Source organism: Streptomyces yongxingensis (genome assembly GCF_055597465.1).
In genome coordinates, this window is sequence record NZ_CM145717.1 from 6,061,633 (window position 1) to 6,079,258 (window position 17,626).

Genomic DNA, 17,626 nt, shown 5'->3' on the forward strand with positions numbered 1-17,626 from the left:
CCCGGAAACGCGGGAGGGCGGGGCACCCGCACGGTGCCCCGCCCTCCCGGCGTGATCAGGACTCAGTGGCCGCCGGCGGCCTCGAGACGCTTGATGGACGCCTCCACCTCGGCCTCGGCCTCGGCGCGGCCCACCCAGTTGGCCCCCTCGACCGACTTCCCCGGCTCCAGGTCCTTGTAGACCTCGAAGAAGTGCTGGATTTCCAGGCGGTCGAACTCTGAAACGTGGTGAATATCACGCAGGTGCTCCACGCGGGGGTCCGAGGCCGGTACGCAAAGCAGCTTGTCATCGCCGCCCGCCTCGTCGGTCATCCTGAACATGCCGATGGCGCGGCACTTGATCAGGCAGCCGGGGAACGTCGGCTCGTCGAGAATGACCAGTGCGTCCAGCGGATCACCGTCCTCGCCGAGCGTGTTCTCGACGAAGCCGTAGTCCGCGGGGTAGCTGGTCGACGTGAAGAGTCGCCGGTCAAGGCGGATGCGACCCGTCTCGTGGTCCACCTCGTACTTGTTCCGCGAACCCTTCGGGATCTCGATGGTGACGTCGAACTCCACGGGTGGCTCCTCCATGATCAACACATACGTCTGGTGATTAAGTGTCCCCCACGCAGGTGTGTGGTGGCGAAAGGGGCTGGTCGGTCGTGCCTGAAGCCCGATCGTGGCAGGTCAGGGAGTGGCTGAGCCACCGGCTGAGCCGTGGGCGACGCGAGGTGGACCGGATGCGCGGGCGCGGGCTGCGCGAGTGGAACCGCGTGCGCGCCCGGGTCCGGCGCGAATGGCGTAGTACGCCCCGCGAGCAGCAGCGGACATGGCAGCTCGTGGCGGTCTCCGCCGCGACCGGCCTGGTCGTCGCCGTGGTGTCGGTGCTGGTGGCCGGGCCCTGGGACGGCGGTCAGCGGACGGCCGAACGCGCCCGCGCCACCGAGGACGGCGTCCCGGGCGAGCGGCACGGCGGCCCGGGGCGGCCCGCGCCCAGCGCCCCGCCCGTCCTGGCGGCACTCGGCGCGCAGCCCGCGCCCCGGTCGCCGGACAGCGGCGGCGACGCCGTGCCGCCGCCCACCGGGGCGGGGCTCGCCGACACGCTCGAACCGCTGCTGGAGGACTCCGCGTTGGGCGGTGAGCGCTCGGTGGCGGTGATGGACGTGACCACCGGTCAGCAGGTGTTCGGCGCGAAGGCGGGCACGGCCATCGTCCCCGCCTCGACGATCAAGCTCGCGACCGGTGCCGCGGCCCTCTCCGCCCTCGGTCCTGACCACCGCATCAGGACCAGCGTCGTGGCGGGCGCGGGGCACGACATCGTGCTGGTCGGCGGCGGCGACCCCACGCTCACCGCGCGGGCCGTCAAGGGGAACGACCACCCCGCCGCGCTCCGCCAGTTGGCCGATGACACCGCCCGCGCCCTGAAGAAGCGCGGCGCGGGCCCCTACCGGCTCGGCTACGACACCTCGCTCTACTCCGGGCCGAAGCTCCACACCATCGGCCCCAACGAGAACCTCTCGCCCGTCGTCCCCCTGATGGCCGATGAGGGCCGTAAGGACGACAGCGACCACGGCCCGGCCCCGCGCGCCGAGGACCCGGCCGCCGACGCGGCCGGCACCTTCGCCGCGATGCTGCGCGACCGCGGCGTCGAGGTGAAGGACGAGCCCCGGGCCCGCGAGGCCGCCAAGGGCGCCCGTACGGTGGCCTCCGTCCGCTCCCAGCCGCTGTCCTCGCTCGTCGAGCGGATGCTGACCACCAGCGACAACGACATCGCGGAGGCGCTGGCCCGGCAGACCGCCCTCGCCGCGGGCGAGCCCGCCAGCTTCGAGGGCGGGGCGAAGGCCGTGACCCAGCGGCTGCGGAAGCTCGAGCTGCCGCTGGGCGGTGCGCGGATCGCGGACGGCAGTGGGCTCGACCGCGCCGACCACGTCTCCGCCGGGCTGCTCGCCCAGGTGCTGGTGCGCGCCGCCGACCGCGACCACCCCGAACTGCGGTCGCTGCTCACCGGGCTGCCGGTGGCCGGTTTCACCGGCACCCTGCGCACCCGCTACGCCCAGGACTCGGTCGGCCGGGGCGTGGTCCGCGCCAAGACCGGCACCCTCACCGGGGTCAACAGCCTCGCGGGCTCGGTCGTGGACGCGGACGGCCGGCTGCTGGTCTTCGCGTATCTGACGAACGGCACCACCGATGCCACCGGCGCCCAGCGCGCCCTGGACCGGATGGCCTCGGCCCTCGCCAACTGCGGCTGCCGCTGAGCGGAGGGGCGGCCCGGATGCGGGGCGGCCGCCTGTGCGGACCCCGGTGTCCTCCCGGATGGGGCGCGGGCCACGTACCGTGAAGCCATGACGAGCATCGGTGGTGTGGAGATGGTCGACTGGAATCTCGCGGTCGCGACCGCGACCCGGCTGGTGCGCCCCGGGCCCGAGGTGAGCCGCGAGGAGGCACGCGCGGTCGTCGCGGAGCTGCGCCGGCACGCCAAGTCCTCGGAGGAGCACGTCCGCGCCTTCACCCGGATGGCCGTCTCCGGCGGCCCGGCCTCCGACACCCCCGTCCTCGTCGTGGACCGCGCGGGCTGGATCAGGGCGAACGTGGCGGGCTTCCGGCAGATCCTCAAACCGCTGCTGGGCAAGATGCAGGACCGGCGCGGCGGACTGCCCGGCGGGGCGGTGCTGGGCACGGTCGGCGGCAAGGTGACCGGGGTCGAGCTGGGGATGCTGCTGTCCTTCCTGGCCTCCCGGGTGCTCGGCCAGTACGAGACCTTCGCGCCCTCGACCCGCGACCTGCCGGGCTCCCCGGGCGGCGGCCGGCTGCTGCTGGTGGCGCCCAACATCGTCCACGTCGAGCGTGAACTCGACGTGGCCCCGCACGATTTCCGGCTGTGGGTCGCGCTGCACGAGGAGACCCACCGCACCCAGTTCACCGCCGTGCCCTGGCTGCGCGACCACATCGAGTCCGAGATCCAGGCGTTCCTCGGCGAGACCGACGTGGACCCGGCCACCCTGCTGGAGCGGGTCCGCGAGGCCGTCCAGTCGCTGGGCGGCGGCCGTCCCGCCGACGAGGGGGACGAGGAGGACGGGCGCGGCGCGCCCAGCATCATCGAGCTCGTCCAGACCCCGGCCCAGCGGGAGATCCTGGCCCGGCTGACCGCGGTGATGTCGCTGCTGGAGGGGCACGCCGACTACGTCATGGACGGGGTGGGGCCGGAAGTCGTGCCGTCCGTCGCGGAGATCAGGGAGAAGTTCCAGAAGCGCCGGGCGAGCGGCGCGGGCCGGCTCGACCAGGCGCTGCGCAAGCTGCTGGGGCTCGACGCCAAGCTGCGGCAGTACCGTGACGGGGAGCGGTTCGTGCGGGCCGTGGTGAACCAGGTCGGCATGGACGGCTTCAACCGGGTCTGGACCTCGCCCAACACCCTTCCGACCAAGGCGGAGATCAGCAAACCCGCCGAGTGGGTCGCGCGGGTGCACCGCAAGGCGGAGTCCTAGAACCGGCACACTCCCGGCACACGCGAAAACGGACGAACGCCCCCTTTAATCACTCGTCCGAGGGACCGTTGGCGACGGGTAGGCGTGCGATGCTCGGGGAACAGCTCGCTTCTGTCACCATCGACATACGCAGCGTGACGAAAGGCTCGTACCGCTCGTACTCCTCGTACCCCCCGAGGCACCCCCTCGAATGACAGATGGGAAACGGACATGGGTCCCCATCCAGCGGTCGCCGCGATACGCCTCGCGGTCCGCCGCGTCCTCCACGACATCCTCGTCGCCCACTCGGCCGCGCCCCCGGCCGCCTCGTCGCCCTCCGCTCCCCCCTCCTCCTCGGCGGCTTCGGCCCCCTGCTCCCGCGCCTCCGCCCCGCGGGACGACGCACCGCTCGTGCTCGCCGCCTGCTCGGGCGGCGCCGACTCCATGGCGCTCGCCTCCGCCCTCGCCTTCGAGGCCCCGCGGGCCGGGCTGCGCGCCGGCGGGGTCACCGTCGACCACGGTCTCCAGCAGGAGTCCGACGCCCGCGCCGCCGAGGTCGCCGACCGGATGCGGGCCCTGGGCCTGGCGCCGGTCGAGGCGATCGCCGTGTCCGTCGGCCGGGGCGGCGGTCCCGAGGCCGCCGCGCGGGACGCCCGGTACGCCGCGCTGGACGCCGCCGCCGAGCGCCACGGCGCCGCCGCCGTGCTGCTCGGCCACACCCGTGACGACCAGGCCGAGACGGTTCTGCTGGGCCTCGCCCGCGGCTCCGGCACCCGCTCGCTGTCCGGCATGGCCTGGGTCTCCGGCACCGGCGGCCGCTACCGCCGCCCCTTCCTCCAACTGGACCGGCACACCGTCCGCGAGGCGTGCCTGGCCCAGTCGCTGCCCGTCTGGGACGACCCGCACAACGTGGACCCCTCCTACACCCGCTCCCGGGTCCGCCACGAGGCACTGCCCATCCTGGAGAAGGCGCTGGGCAAGGGCGTCGTCGAGGCGCTCGCCCGCACCGCCCAGCTCTCCCGCGACGACGCCGACGCCCTCGACGCCTGGGCCGCCCGCGCCGAGGCCGATGTGATGACCACCGCACCGGCGGCGGCCGGTGGCGCGCAGGCCGTGCACCTCGACACCGTCGGCCTGCACGGACTGCCCACCGCCGTCCGCCGCCGGGTGCTGCGCCGGGCCGCCATCGCCGCGGGCGCGCCCGCCGGTTCGCTCTTCGCCCGCCACATCGAAGAGGTGGACCGGCTGATCACCGGCTGGCGGGGGCAGCGGGCCATCAACCTCCCCGGGCGCGTCGAGGTCCGCCGGGAGGGTGGCAGACTGGTCATCCGGCAGGGCTGATCCGCCCGAGCCAGATGAGCCGGTAAGTCGAACGAGAGTGGCGCGGGTGGACGACAAGGACATGGGCACCGACCTGAAGTCGGTCCTCATCACCGAGCAAGAGATCGACGCGAAGCTGGCCGAGCTGGCCGCCGCCATCGACGAGGAGTACGCGGGCAAGGATCTGCTGATCGTCGGCGTGCTCAAGGGCGCGGTCATGGTGATGGCGGATCTGGCGCGTGCCCTCTCCACGCCCGTCACCATGGACTGGATGGCCGTGTCGTCCTACGGCGCGGGCACCCAGTCCTCCGGCGTGGTGCGTATCCTGAAGGACTTGGACACCGACATCAAGGGCAAACACGTCCTGATCGTCGAGGACATCATCGACTCCGGACTGACGCTGTCGTGGCTGCTGTCGAACCTGGGCTCGCGCGAGCCGGCCTCGCTGAACGTCTGCACCCTGCTGCGCAAGCCGGAGGCGGCCAAGGTCGCCATCGAGGTGAAGTGGGTCGGCTTCGACATCCCCAATGAGTTCGTCGTCGGCTATGGCCTGGACTACGCCGAGAAGTACCGGAACCTTCGGTTCGTCGGCACCCTGGCCCCTCACGTCTACGGCGGCTGACGGGCGCCGCCGCCCCCTGGGAACCTGGCGGGGTTTTCCGCCGTTGGAGCAGGGGAAGGCGGTTTCGTTAACAGTCCACGGCGGCGTCGGGTGACAATGCTGGGGTACCGTCCGAAGGTCAGTCTTTTTCGAGACTGAGGATTACACAGCTCATACACCGCAAATACACCGCAATACACCGCACGCACAGGCGCCCCTCCAGGGCTGCCGTGCCTCACTGTGGCAGGAGGGACGGGGCGGCTTCGCCCCGTATGGATGGACGTGAAGCGCTACTTCCGTGGGCCGGTCATGTGGATCGTGCTGGCCGTCCTCGCCGTGGTCGTGTTGATGCAGGTCGTCGGCTCGTCCGGCGGCTACAAGTCGGTGGACACCAGTCAGGTCGTCAAGGCGATCAACCAGAACCAGGTCCAGTCCGCCGAACTGACGACCGGCGACGAGCACAAGGTAAAGATCGAGCTCAAGGACAACGTCGCCAAGATCTCGGGCAGCAACAAGCTCCAGGCCACCTACATCGGTGACCAGGGCGTCGATCTGGCCAAGACTCTGCAGGCCAACGCTCAGAAGCCCAATGGGATCCCCGACGGGTACAACGTCTCGACGTCGAAGCAGAACCCCTTCGTCGGGATTCTGCTCTCACTGCTCCCGTTCGTGCTGATCGTCGTGGTCTTCCTGTTCCTGATGAATCAGATGCAGGGCGGCGGCTCCCGAGTGATGAACTTCGGCAAGTCGAAGGCCAAGCTGATCACCAAGGACACGCCGAAGACGACCTTCACCGATGTGGCGGGGGCCGACGAGGCGGTCGAGGAGCTCCAGGAGATCAAGGAGTTCCTGCAGGAGCCGGCGAAGTTCCAGGCCGTGGGCGCCAAGATCCCCAAGGGTGTGCTGCTCTACGGCCCGCCCGGTACGGGTAAGACGCTGCTCGCGCGCGCCGTCGCGGGCGAGGCGGGTGTCCCCTTCTATTCGATCTCCGGCTCCGACTTCGTCGAGATGTTCGTGGGTGTGGGTGCCTCCCGGGTCCGCGACCTGTTCGAGCAGGCCAAGGCCAACGCCCCGGCCATCGTCTTCGTCGACGAGATCGACGCCGTCGGCCGGCACCGTGGCGCGGGTATGGGCGGCGGCCATGACGAGCGCGAGCAGACGCTGAACCAGCTGCTCGTCGAGATGGACGGCTTCGATGTGAAGGGCGGGGTCATCCTGATCGCCGCCACCAACCGGCCCGACATCCTCGACCCGGCGCTGCTGCGCCCGGGGCGCTTCGACCGGCAGATCGCCGTCGACCGCCCGGACATGCAGGGCCGGCTGGAGATCCTCAAGGTCCACCAGAAGGGCAAGCCAGTCGCCCCGGACGTCGACCTGTCGGCCGTCGCCCGCCGCACCCCCGGCTTCACCGGTGCCGATCTGTCGAACGTGCTGAACGAGGCCGCCCTGCTGACGGCCCGCAGCGACAAGAAGCTGATCGACAACCACTTCCTGGACGAGGCGATCGACCGAGTCGTGGCCGGTCCGCAGAAGCGGACCCGGATCATGAGCGACAAGGAGAAGAAGATCACCGCGTACCACGAGGGCGGTCACGCCCTGGTCGCGGCGGCCTCTCCCAACAGCGATCCGGTGCACAAGGTCACGATCCTCTCCAGAGGCCGGGCCCTGGGCTACACCATGGTCCTGCCCGACGAGGACAAGTACTCGACCACGCGCAACGAGATGCTGGACCAGCTCGCCTACATGATGGGCGGCCGGGCGGCCGAGGAGCTGGTCTTCCACGACCCGACCACGGGCGCCTCGAACGACATCGAGAAGGCGACCGCGACGGCCCGCGCCATGGTCACGCAGTACGGCATGACCGAGCGGCTCGGCGCGATCAAGTTCGGCTCCGACAACTCCGAGCCGTTCCTGGGCCGTGAGATGGCTCACCAGCGCGACTACTCGGAAGAGGTCGCCGCGCTGGTGGACGAGGAGGTCAAGAAGCTCATCGAGGCCGCGCACAACGAGGCGTGGGAGATCCTCGTCGAGAACCGGGACGTCCTGGACAACCTGGTGCTGGCGCTGCTGGAGAAGGAGACGCTGAACAAGGAGGAGATCGCCGAGATCTTCGCCCCGGTCGTCAAGCGCCCGGCCCGCCCGGCGTGGACCGGCTCCTCGCGGCGTACGCCCTCCACCCGTCCGCCGGTGCTCTCCCCCAAGGAGCTGGCCCCGGCCAACGGCGCCCAGCCCACCTCGGCGGCCTCGCTGACCAAGAGCACCGCCCCGGAGGACAGCGCCGAGCGTCCTGAGGGCTCGGGCTCCGGCTCGGAGAACTGATCCCCGCCACCGGGGGCGGGGATCCGCTCCCGGTGGCCCCGGAATGAATGCCGCGTCCATCAGGTTCTAGCCTGGTGGACGCGGCATTTTCGCGTTCGTGTGCGTGTATGTGAGGAACGAGGCAGCTCCATGACCGACCCGGTGACGCTGGACGGCGAGAGCCCCATTGGCGTGTTCGACGAGAAGCGCGCCGAGAACGCGATCCGCGAGCTGCTGATCGCCGTCGGTGAGGACCCCGACCGGGAGGGGCTGCGGGAGACGCCGGGCCGGGTGGCCCGTGCGTACAAGGAGATCTTCGCGGGGCTGCGCCAGGAGCCCGAGGACGTCCTGACCACCACCTTCGACCTGGGCCACGATGAGATGGTGCTGGTCAAGGACATCGAGGTGATGTCCTCCTGCGAGCACCACCTGGTGCCCTTCGTGGGCGTGGCCCATGTGGGCTACATCCCGTCCCACGACGGCAAGATCACCGGGCTGTCCAAGCTGGCCCGGCTGGTCGATGTCTACGCCCGCCGCCCCCAGGTCCAGGAGCGGCTGACCACCCAGATCGCCGAATCGCTGATGCGGATACTGGAGCCGCGCGGGGTGATCGTGGTGGTCGAGTGCGAGCACATGTGCATGACCATGCGCGGGGTGCGCAAGCCCGGCGCCAAGACCCTCACCTCGGCCGTCCGCGGCCAGCTGCGCGACCCGGCCACCCGGGCGGAGGCGATGAGCCTCATCATGGCCCGCTGAGCGGCTCTCCGGGCTCCGCACACCCCACGGCGGCGTACGACGGGCCCCCGGTGCGCCTCAGGCGCGGGCCGCCGCGCTCGGGCCGTTGCCGTCGTTGTCGTCGTCCTCGGGGAGCTTGAGCACCCGCTCCAGGAAGAACGCGGCCGCCACCACCCCGGCACCCGCCAGGACCGAGCCCCCGGCGTAGAACGCCTGATCGCGGCGGGCGGGCACATCGAGCTGCTCCATGGCCAGGAAGACGCCCACCCCGCCGTACATCCCCGCGACCAGCGCCGCCACCAGCGCGCTGGCCTGCCCGAAGACCACCGCACGGGCGGCCACCATCGGGTCCACGCCCTTGGCGTCGGGCTGCCGCTCCCGCTGGGCGCGCAGCCGGGACCGCAACGACAGCGCGGTGGCGGCCAGCACCACCGCGATCAGGGCCAGCACGATCGGCGCGGCCACCGGGACGCTCGGCAACGACCCGAAGGTGTCCCACAGCCGGGCCCCCGCCCACGACACCACACCGGCCACGGCGAACAGCCCGACCAGCACCCCGATCCGAAGTTGCTTCACCGAGCGGTCGCCCCTCAATCCAGTACGTGCCAGCGTCTCCCGGAACCTATCCGGATCAACGTCTACTCGGGCAGTCGCAGTTCCAGATCGGCGCGGACCCGGACCCCGTGCCGGCCCATCGCCGCCAGCAGCCCCGCGACCGTCCCGCGCCCGGGTACCTCGGCCTGCGGATCCACGTCGTTCCACGGCACCAGGACGAAGGCGCGCTCATGGGCGCGCGGATGCGGCAGGGTCAGCCGCGGGTCGTCGGAGACCACGTCCTGGTACGCCACGATGTCCACGTCGATGGTGCGCGGGCCCCAGCGCTCGTCCCGCACCCGCTCGAACGCCTCCTCGATCGCGTGGCCGCGCTCCAGCAGCGAGGACGGCGGCAGCGTCGTCTTGATCAGCACCACCGCGTTGAAGTACGTGGCCTGGGTGCCGGGCTCCACGCCCCACGGATCCGTCTCGTACACCGGCGACACGGCCTTGACCCGCAGGCCCGGGGTGTCCTCCAGCGCGTCGATCGCGCCCTGGAGGGTCTCCAGGCGGTTGCCCAGGTTGCTGCCGAGCGAGATCACCGCCCGTTTGGGGTTGCTCAACGTCACATCGGCGGCGTCCACCTGCTCCACCACGGAGGTGGGAACGGGCTGCACGGTCGGGTCGCTGCTGCTCATACTCGGCTCCGGGTGATGGTGATGGTCACGTCGTCAAAGGGCACGGTGATCGGGGCCTGCGGCTTGTGCACCACGACCTCGACCTCCCGCACCACGTCGTGCTCGAGGCACCGGTCCGCGATCCGTTCGGCCAGCGTCTCGATCAGATCGACCGGCTCACCCCGTACCACGTCCACGACCTCCTCCGCCACCACGCCGTAGTGGACGGTCTTGCCGAGGTCGTCGTCCTTCGCGGCGGGCCGAGTGTCCAGGCCGAGCACGAGGTCCACGACGAAGTCCTGGCCCTCCTCGCGCTCATGGGGCAGCACACCGTGGTGCCCGCGAGCCCTCAGGCCGCGCAGCGCGACACGATCCACCTGAACCACTCCTGCTGGTCGTCGGTACGCGGGCACGTCCCAGCCGGAACGCACCACCCGTCCCCTGCCGTATGCGGGGGTACCTGCCTCGAATCTACCTGCGAGCCCCGGCGGCATTCGCCCATGGGGTGGGCGGCGCTCGCTGCCGACGCTCCGCGCCACAGCCTCCTACCCCCACCTCGCGGGGCTCGAACGGGGTGAACCTCAGCCCGGCAGCAGTCCGTCGTCGGCGGGGCCTTCGGGGCCGCCCGGCTCGTCGTCGTCACTCTCCGCGAGCACCGGTGAGCCGTGGTGCGCCCAGACCTTCCAGCCGTCCTCCGTCCGGCGGAACACGTTCGTGGCCACGACCAGCTGGCCCACCAGCGGGCCGAGCTGGCCCTCCTCCTCCGCCGGGGCGCCGCTGAGGATGTTCTCGGTGCAGGTCACCATGGCGGTGTCGGCCATCACCGACACCTCGACATCCGTCAGGAAGAACTGGATGTAGTCCGTATTGGCCATGATCAGCGCGTAGGAGCGGAGCACCTCGCCCCGGCCGCGCAGCACCGGCCAGCCCGGGTGGACACAGGACACCTCGGTGTCGGGGGAGTCCAGCCAGAGCCGCTGCAGCGTGGCGTGGTCGCCCTGCTCCATGGCGTCGTACAGCGCGGTGTTCACCAGCGCCACACGCTCGTTGTCCGTAAGGGAAGTCACAGCGCTCCCGCCGTGGTCTCGGCCGCTTCGATGGCCCGCGCCACGCGCACCGCGTCCGCGCTGGCCCGTACCTCGTGCACCCGGACGGCCCAGGCGCCCTCGCGCGCCGCGAGCGCGGAGACCGCCGCCGTGGCGGCGTCCCGCTCCCGGGCGGGCGGCGGGCTGCCCCCCTCGCCCGCCAGGACGCGCCCCAGGAACCGCTTGCGGGAGGCCGCCACCAGCAGCGGCCGGCCCAGCTCCCGCAGCGCGGACAGATGGGCCACCAGCGCCAGGTCGTGCCCGGCGTCCTTGGCGAAGCCCAGACCCGGGTCGACCACGATCCGCTCCGGGTCGATACCGCCCGCGACCGCCCGCTCCAGGCCGGCGCGCAGCTCGGCGACGACCTCGCCGACCACGTCCGCGTACACCGCTCGGTTGTTCATGTCGATCGACTGGCCGCGCCAGTGCATGACCACGAACGGCACCCCCGCCGCGGCCACCATGGGCACCATCGCGGGGTCGGCGCCGCCGCCGCTGACGTCGTTGACCAGCCGGGCACCGGCCGCCAGGGCCCGCTCGGCCACCGCGGCCCGCATGGTGTCCACGCTGATCACGGCCCCGGCTGCGGCCAGCTCCCGGACCACGGGGATCACCCGGCGCAGCTCCTCGGCCTCGTCGACGCGCGCCGCGCCCGGCCGGGTCGACTCGCCGCCGACGTCCACCAGGTCGGCCCCGGCGGCGACCAGATCGAGACCGTGCTTGACGGCCAGATCGGTGTCGAACCACTTCCCGCCGTCGGAGAAGGAATCGGGCGTGACGTTCACCACGCCCATCACCGCGCACCGGTCCCACTCCGGCAGTCCGGCCACCCGGCCCCGCCCATGCAACGTGCTCATGTGCCCAGCCTAGGCGTAGGGGGGTGCCTTCTGGATCAGGCCGCCTGCTGGAGCTCCCGGCCCTCGCTCAGGTGCCGATGGGCGCAGGGCCTGCGCTCGGGGTGGCGGCCGCGGCGCAGCAGCCGGGGCAGGGCGAGCGAGACGAACCCCTCGGCCTGCATCGCGGCCAGGCCGATCCGGGGCAGGTCGCGGGTGTTGCGGAAGACCACGAAGCGCGGCTCCCAGCGCGGCTGGAACTTCGCGTTGAACTTGTACAGCGACTCGATCTGGAACCAGCGGGAGAGGAACACCAGCAGCGCCCGCCAGCCGCGCAGCACCGGGCCCGCGCCCAGCTTCTCGCCGCGCGCCAGCGCCGAGCGGAACATCGCGAAGTTCAGCGACACCCGCTCCACGCCCAGCTCGGGGGCGGCCCGCAGCGCGGCCACGATCAGCAGCTCGTTCATGCCCGGGTCGGCGCTCCGGTCGCGCCGCATCAGCTCCAGCGACATCCCGTCCCGGCCCCACGGCACGAAGTGCAGCACGGCCTTGAGGTCCCCGTACGGGCCCTCCTCGGCGCCCTCGTCGGCGGCCTTGTGGGCGGTGGCGATGACCGCGTCCCCGTCCGCCGGGTCGCCGATCCGGCCCAGCGCCATCGAGAAGCCGCGCTCGGTGTCGGTGCCCCGCCAGTCGGCGGCGGCGCGCCGGATGGTCGCCAGCTCCTCGGGGCTCAGCTCGCCGGCGCGCCGCACCCGGGTCTGGTAGCCGGCCCGCTCGATCCGCTTGACCATCTGGCGCACATTGCGCATGGCGCGCCCGGAGAGGGTGAAGTCCGCCACATCGACGATGGCCTCGTCGCCGAGCTCCAGCGCGTCCAGGCCGGTCTCGCGGGTCCACACCTCGCCGCCGGTCTCGCTGCAGCCCATCACCGCCGGGGTCCAGGAGTGGGCCCGCGCCTCCTCCATGAAGCGGGCGATCGCACCGGGCCACGCCTCCACGTCGCCGACCGGGTCGCCGCTGGCCAGCATCACCCCGGAGACCACGCGGTAGCAGACCGCGGCCTTGCCGCTGGGGGAGAAGACCACGGCCTTGTCGCGGCGGAGCGCGAAGTGGCCGAGCGAGTCGCGGCGCCCGTGGGCGGCGAGCAGGTCCCGCAGCCGCTCCTCGTCCTCGGCGGTGAGGCGGGCGGCGGGGTGCTCGGGGCGGAAGGCGAGATAGGCGGTGGTGGCCACGGTCAGCAGGCCCAGCGCGCCGAGGGAGTAGCCGACGGTGTAGTCCGCGCCATGGCGGTAGTCGACCGGCCCCTCGAAGCCGAACAGGCCCCACAGGACGTGCTCGAGCTGCTCGCCGAGCGACGGGCGCCCCTGAATGGCGTCCGGGTGCGAACGGACGATGAGCAGTCCCAGGCCGACGCTGACCGCGCCCATACCCACGAAGTTGGCCAGCGCCATCCAGCGGCTTCGGGGGTCCGGCAGCGCGGCGAACTCGGCGCGGTAGCGGATCAGCACCCCCATCAGCACGAGGGAGAGGACCATGCCGATGACCGAGTGCCGGTAGAGCAGCTGTGCGGCGGCGCCGACCGGCAGCAGCCCCACGGCCGCGACCCAGGCCCGCCGCTTACGCCGTTTGAGGCCGTGGGCCAGCATCAGCAGCAGCAGACCGACCACGATCGAGGCGGCGGCCGCCAGGGAGCTCACGGCGCCCGGCAGCAGCTCGGCCAGCGCGTGCACCCTGCTGTGCCGCAGCCGGGGGAAGACGATGTCCATCAGCCCGATCAGCGTGCACGCGGTGCCGACGGCGGTGGGCACCGCCTCTGGCCTGGGGCCGCGTGGCAGGCGCCGTATCCGGGTGGGAACCTTCCCGGATGTTTCGGCATCTTGACTGTCAGACATCTGTATTCCCGTCGCTTCGGTCAAGAGGATCTTCGGTTCTGTTGCGCGGCATCCGCACGATTTGCGCCCAGTAAGACGGCGTTTGAAGGAGCGGGGTTCACTCCCCAGCCACGGCTGGGAGGTTCCCCCGGCGGCACGGGGGGGCCGGCCGCCCGGCAGAAAGATAGTGATGGGTCTCACGAGCAACAACATCGTGATCGCGGCAGCCGTCGCGGCGTTGCTGCTGTTCGCGGCCACGATATGGCTGTGGCCCCGGCTGGCCGGGCGCGGCGTGGCTCCCGTGCTCGGCCGGGTCGGCATGCTACTGGGCACGCAGCTGACCGTGTTCATGGCGTTCGGACTGTTCGCCAATCAGTCCTTCGGATTCTACGGATCCTGGTCCGACCTCTTCGGTACGCAGGACGAGCCGGGTGTCGTAGTGGACCACGACACCCCGGGCACCCGGGTGCGGGTCACCGACACCCGCCACCTGGCCATGGACGGCGGCTCCTCGCCCAGGGTCGCCGGGCGCATCGACAAGGTGAACGTCCAGGGGCCGGTCTCCGGGATCGCGAGCCCCGCGTACATCTATCTGCCGCCGGAGTACTTCCGGCCCGAGTACGCCCGGCGGACCTTCCCCGCCGCGCTGGTGCTGACCGGGTACCCGGGCACCACCGAGGCGCTCATCAATGGCCTGAAATATCCACAGCACTCGCACAGGCTGGTCAAGGCGGGGAGGATGCAGCCCCTCGTCCTGGTGATGATGCGGCCGACGGTCACGCCGCCGCGCGACACCGAGTGCGTGGACGTGCCCGGCGGGCCGCGGACCGAGACGTTCTTCACCAAGGACCTGCCCAAGGCGGTGGCCGACCACTACCGCGTGGGCAAGCGGGCCCGTAACTGGGGCGTCATCGGAAATTCCACCGGCGGCTACTGCGCCCTGAAGATGGCGATGCGCCACCCGGACGCCTTCTCCGCCGCGGCCGGGCTCTCCCCGTCGTACAAGGCCCCGATCGACGCGACCACGGGCGATCTCTTCGGTGGCAGCAAGCGGCTGGAGCGGGAGAACGACCTGATGTGGCGGCTGGACCACAAGCCGGCGCCGCCGGTCTCGCTGCTGGTGTCCAGCAGCGAGCACGGTGAGCGGAACTACAAGGACACCGTGCGCTTCGTGAACAAGGTGCAGCGGCTCAACCGGCGCGGGGAGCCGACCCGGATCTCGTCGATCATCCTGAGCACCGGCGGCCACAACTTCAACACCTGGAAGCGGGAGGTCCCCGCCGCCCTGGAGTGGCTCGGCGGCCGTCTCGCCGACCGCTGACCCAGCCGGGGCCTCCCCGGGCCCCCGTCGGCCTACACGTCGGCGACGGTCTGGAGCTGGACCTCGCCGCGGGGGATGCCGCCCGCGTCGGCGTCGATCGAGCGGCGGAGGGCCTCGTGGAGCCGGGCCGGGGTGAGGACGCCGAGGAAGCGGTCCTCGTCCAGCACCGCGATCCAGCCCGCGTCGTGCTGGAGCATCGTGCTGAACGCCTGCTTGAGCGGCGCCCCCACCGGCAGCCACGCCTCCATCCGGCGCGCGTGGTCCCGTACGGTCCCCCGCGCGCCGTCGGCCGCCTCCGCCGGGATCCAGCCGTGCAGCCGCTCGGCGTCGTCCAGGACCACGGCCCAGCGCGCCCCCTCCGCGGTCAGCTTGGCGGCCGCCTTGGAGAGCGGGTCGTCCAGGTGGACCACGGGCGGCTGGGTCAGGTCGCCGGGCTCGATGGGGGTGACGGACAGCCGCTTCAGCCCGCGGTCCGCGCCGACGAAGTCGGCCACGTACGGGGTGGCGGGCGCGCCCAGCACCGTGGCCGGGGTGTCGAACTGCTCGATCCGCCCCGAGCCGTAGACCGCGATGCGGTCCCCGAGCCGGACCGCCTCCTCGATGTCATGGGTGACGAAGAGCACGGTCTTCCGCACCTGTGACTGAAGTCGCAGGAATTCGGTCTGGAGATGCTCGCGGACGACCGGGTCGACCGCGCCGAACGGCTCGTCCATCAGCAGCACCGGCGGATCCGCGGCCAGCGCGCGGGCCACGCCGACGCGCTGCCGCTGACCGCCGGAGAGCTGGTCGGGGTAGCGGTCGCCGTAGACGGACGGGTCGAGGCCGACCAGGTCCAGCAGCTCGGCGGCGCGCTCCCGCCCCTTCTTCCGCTGCCAGCCCAGCAGATGCGGCACGGTGGAGGTGTTCTCCAGCACGGTCTTGTGCGGGAAGAGCCCGACCTGCTGGATGACATAGCCGATACGGCGGCGCAGGGCGACCGGATCCGCCTCGGCGATGTCCTCGCCGTCCACCAGGATCCGCCCCGATGTGGGCTCGATGAGCCGGTTCACCATCTTCATCGTCGTCGTCTTGCCGCAGCCCGAGGGGCCGACGAGGGTGACCAGCTCGCCCTCCGACACCTCGAAGGAGAGGTCGTCCACGGCCGTCGTGCCATCGGCGTAGCGCTTGGTGACATGCTCGAAACGGATCATGGCTCCCCATTGTTGCCGCATTCGTGGCAGACATTGTTGCTGTTGTGTGGCGATCGGACGAGATTGTCATCTCCCGGGGTTAGGGTCACCCAGGAATTGTGATGAGCAACCGGCCCGCGACCCGACGGGGGAGGTGAGCGTATGGCCGACGGAAACTGTCTGATCAGTAACGAGTGGATATGCGGTGAGTATGTACGCACACGCGGTCAAGAGCTGACGGACGCGACGCTCGAGCACGTAGGGATCACGCTCGCCTCGGTGGCGATCGGCCTTCTGGTCGCCTTTCCGCTGGCGCTGCTGGCCCGCCGCTGGCGGGCGGTGGCCGGGCCGGTGCTGGGGCTGACCACGATCCTCTACACGGTGCCGTCGCTGGCGATGTTCTCGCTGCTGCTGCCCGTGTTCGGGGTCTCGGCCGCGGTGGTGATCACCGGGCTGGTGCTCTATTCGCTCACGATCCTGGTGCGCAACATCATGGCCGGTCTCGCCTCGGTGCCCGAGGAGGCGCGGGAGGCGGCCCGGGGCATGGGGTACGGCCCGCTGCGGCTGCTCTTCGGCGTGGAGCTGCCCCTCGCGCTGCCCGCGCTGATGGCCGGGCTGCGGATCACCACCGTCTCCACGGTCTCGCTCACCACGGTGGGCGCGATCATCGGATACGGCGGCCTCGGCAACCTCATCTACGAGGGCATGCGCAGCTTCTTCAAGGCCGAGGTGCTCACCGCCTCGGTGCTGTGCGTGGCGCTGGCGGTGGTGGCGGATCTGCTGCTGCTCGGCCTCCAGCGGCTGCTGACGCCGTGGGCACGCAAGAGTCGGAAGGGCACCACCTGATGGACGTCGTCGCCAAGGCGTGGACCTGGCTGGCCACCGGGTCGCACTGGGCGGGCCCCGACGGGGTGTGGCACCGGCTGGGCCAGCATCTGTTCCTGACCCTCGTCTGCCTGGCGATCTCCTGCGCGGTGGCGCTGCCGATCGCCGTGGCCCTCGGCCACATCGGCAAGGGCGGCGCGCTCGCGGTGAACATCTCCAACGCGGGGCGCGCCGTGCCCACCTTCGCCGTACTGGTGCTGTTGCTGCTCAGCCCGCTGGGGACGCACGGCCAGTGGCCCACGATCATCGCGCTGGTGCTGTTCGCCATCCCGCCGCTGCTCACCAACGCCTATGTCGGGGTGCACGAGGCGGACCGGGAGGTCGTCGAGGCGGCCCGCGGCATGGGGATGACCGGCGGCCAGCTGATCCGCCGGGTCGAGCTGCCGCTGGCGTTCCCGCTCATCATGACGGGCGTACGGACGGCCGCGGTGCAGGTCGTGGCCACCGCGACGCTGGCCGCGCTGCCGGGCGGCGGCGGTCTCGGCCGGATCATCACGGCGGGCTTCCGGCTCACCGACACCCCGCAGGTGGTGGCCGGTGCGGTGCTGGTCGCGGGCCTCGCGCTGGTGGTCGAGGGCGTCTTCGTGGTGCTCGGGCTGGTGCTCGACCCGATGCGGCGCAGGACGGGGCGGCGGTCGACCGCGGCCCGGCGCCCGCCTGCCGACCAGGCGCCGGCCTCACCGGCGCTCACGACGTAGAACCCGCGGGCCGAGCCTTCCCGCGGCCGGACGCCAGGCGTGCGGACACCAGGGCGGACAGCGCGGAGAGCGCGGATGAGGCATAGATCGCGGACGACGCGGAAAGCGCGGATGACGCGGAATGCGCCGACAACGCGGCCACACAACCGCGGCCACAACT

Annotated in this window: 17 protein-coding genes; 9 read left to right on the forward strand and 8 right to left on the reverse strand. The window is 71.6% G+C overall.

Annotation, left to right across the window (positions count from 1 at the left end):
* Positions 1 to 62 precede the first annotated feature (62 nt).
* Positions 63 to 554 carry an inorganic diphosphatase gene (locus ACZ6TD_RS26190; RefSeq protein WP_014061662.1) on the reverse strand — a complete coding sequence of 164 codons (492 nt, stop codon included), beginning with the start codon at positions 552 to 554 and terminating at the stop codon, positions 63 to 65.
* An 86-nt stretch (positions 555 to 640) separates the two neighbouring features.
* Here ACZ6TD_RS26190 and dacB point away from each other — a divergent pair, with 86 nt between their 5' ends.
* The 6 genes from dacB to folE all read left to right on the forward strand — a co-directional run bounded on the left by dacB (position 641) and on the right by folE (position 8,414).
* Complete coding sequence (dacB, locus tag ACZ6TD_RS26195; RefSeq protein WP_471342077.1) at positions 641 to 2,233, forward strand: D-alanyl-D-alanine carboxypeptidase/D-alanyl-D-alanine endopeptidase; 1,593 nt, start codon at positions 641 to 643, stop codon at positions 2,231 to 2,233.
* An 87-nt stretch (positions 2,234 to 2,320) separates the two neighbouring features.
* Positions 2,321 to 3,460, forward strand: a complete 1,140-nt coding sequence (locus ACZ6TD_RS26200) for a zinc-dependent metalloprotease (protein WP_471342078.1) — start codon at positions 2,321 to 2,323, stop codon at positions 3,458 to 3,460.
* Positions 3,461 to 3,670: 210 nt separating this feature from the next.
* Positions 3,671 to 4,780 (forward strand): tRNA lysidine(34) synthetase TilS, encoded by a 1,110-nt coding sequence (tilS, locus tag ACZ6TD_RS26205; protein ID WP_471342079.1) that lies wholly within the window; start codon positions 3,671 to 3,673, stop codon positions 4,778 to 4,780.
* A 61-nt stretch (positions 4,781 to 4,841) separates the two neighbouring features.
* On the forward strand, positions 4,842 to 5,381 hold the full coding sequence (gene hpt / locus ACZ6TD_RS26210) for a hypoxanthine phosphoribosyltransferase (protein WP_471358034.1): 540 nt from the start codon (positions 4,842 to 4,844) through the stop codon (positions 5,379 to 5,381).
* A gap of 255 nt (positions 5,382 to 5,636) precedes the next feature.
* A complete protein-coding gene (gene ftsH, locus ACZ6TD_RS26215) occupies positions 5,637 to 7,679 on the forward strand; it encodes an ATP-dependent zinc metalloprotease FtsH (protein ID WP_471342080.1) in 2,043 nt (680 codons plus the stop codon).
* A gap of 129 nt (positions 7,680 to 7,808) precedes the next feature.
* Positions 7,809 to 8,414: a GTP cyclohydrolase I FolE gene (gene folE / locus ACZ6TD_RS26220; RefSeq protein ID WP_037964707.1), complete on the forward strand. Its 606-nt coding sequence runs from the start codon at positions 7,809 to 7,811 to the stop codon at positions 8,412 to 8,414.
* A 57-nt stretch (positions 8,415 to 8,471) separates the two neighbouring features.
* On the opposite strand, the gene ACZ6TD_RS26225 is transcribed toward folE, so the two are convergent.
* From ACZ6TD_RS26225 to ACZ6TD_RS26250, 6 genes are all read right to left on the reverse strand, one after another.
* Entirely contained in the window at positions 8,472 to 8,969 is a 498-nt protein-coding gene (locus ACZ6TD_RS26225; protein WP_210946350.1) for a DUF3180 domain-containing protein, read from the reverse strand.
* A 62-nt stretch (positions 8,970 to 9,031) separates the two neighbouring features.
* Complete coding sequence (folK, locus tag ACZ6TD_RS26230) at positions 9,032 to 9,625, reverse strand: 2-amino-4-hydroxy-6-hydroxymethyldihydropteridine diphosphokinase (protein ID WP_471342082.1); 594 nt, start codon at positions 9,623 to 9,625, stop codon at positions 9,032 to 9,034.
* On the reverse strand, positions 9,622 to 9,990 hold the full coding sequence (gene folB, locus ACZ6TD_RS26235) for a dihydroneopterin aldolase (RefSeq protein ID WP_471342083.1): 369 nt from the start codon (positions 9,988 to 9,990) through the stop codon (positions 9,622 to 9,624). Before folB ends, folK begins: the two co-directional genes overlap by 4 nt.
* A gap of 195 nt (positions 9,991 to 10,185) precedes the next feature.
* Positions 10,186 to 10,671 carry a nuclear transport factor 2 family protein gene (locus tag ACZ6TD_RS26240; RefSeq protein ID WP_121824446.1) on the reverse strand — a complete coding sequence of 162 codons (486 nt, stop codon included), beginning with the start codon at positions 10,669 to 10,671 and terminating at the stop codon, positions 10,186 to 10,188.
* The gene (folP, locus tag ACZ6TD_RS26245) at positions 10,668 to 11,546 is read right to left on the reverse strand and encodes a dihydropteroate synthase (RefSeq protein WP_471342085.1); all 879 of its coding nucleotides are present in this window, start codon (positions 11,544 to 11,546) and stop codon (positions 10,668 to 10,670) included. The genes ACZ6TD_RS26240 and folP overlap by 4 nt, the downstream gene beginning before the upstream one ends.
* Positions 11,547 to 11,581: 35 nt before the next feature.
* Positions 11,582 to 13,414 carry a phosphatidylglycerol lysyltransferase domain-containing protein gene (locus ACZ6TD_RS26250; protein WP_471342086.1) on the reverse strand — a complete coding sequence of 611 codons (1,833 nt, stop codon included), beginning with the start codon at positions 13,412 to 13,414 and terminating at the stop codon, positions 11,582 to 11,584.
* 169 nt (positions 13,415 to 13,583) lie between these two features.
* On the opposite strand from ACZ6TD_RS26250, the gene ACZ6TD_RS26255 reads away from it, so the two are divergent.
* The gene (locus tag ACZ6TD_RS26255) at positions 13,584 to 14,714 is read left to right on the forward strand and encodes an alpha/beta hydrolase (protein ID WP_471342087.1); all 1,131 of its coding nucleotides are present in this window, start codon (positions 13,584 to 13,586) and stop codon (positions 14,712 to 14,714) included.
* Between the two features lie 32 nt (positions 14,715 to 14,746).
* Here ACZ6TD_RS26255 and ACZ6TD_RS26260 read toward each other — a convergent pair whose 3' ends face one another.
* The gene (locus ACZ6TD_RS26260) at positions 14,747 to 15,904 is read right to left on the reverse strand and encodes a betaine/proline/choline family ABC transporter ATP-binding protein (RefSeq protein WP_471342089.1); all 1,158 of its coding nucleotides are present in this window, start codon (positions 15,902 to 15,904) and stop codon (positions 14,747 to 14,749) included.
* A gap of 141 nt (positions 15,905 to 16,045) precedes the next feature.
* Between ACZ6TD_RS26260 and ACZ6TD_RS26265 the strand changes: the two genes are divergently transcribed.
* Both ACZ6TD_RS26265 and ACZ6TD_RS26270 read left to right on the forward strand, forming a co-directional pair.
* Complete coding sequence (locus ACZ6TD_RS26265) at positions 16,046 to 16,729, forward strand: ABC transporter permease (RefSeq protein WP_037964684.1); 684 nt, start codon at positions 16,046 to 16,048, stop codon at positions 16,727 to 16,729.
* Positions 16,729 to 17,466, forward strand: a complete 738-nt coding sequence (locus ACZ6TD_RS26270) for an ABC transporter permease (protein WP_471358037.1) — start codon at positions 16,729 to 16,731, stop codon at positions 17,464 to 17,466. The genes ACZ6TD_RS26265 and ACZ6TD_RS26270 overlap by 1 nt, the downstream gene beginning before the upstream one ends.
* Positions 17,467 to 17,626 lie beyond the last annotated feature (160 nt).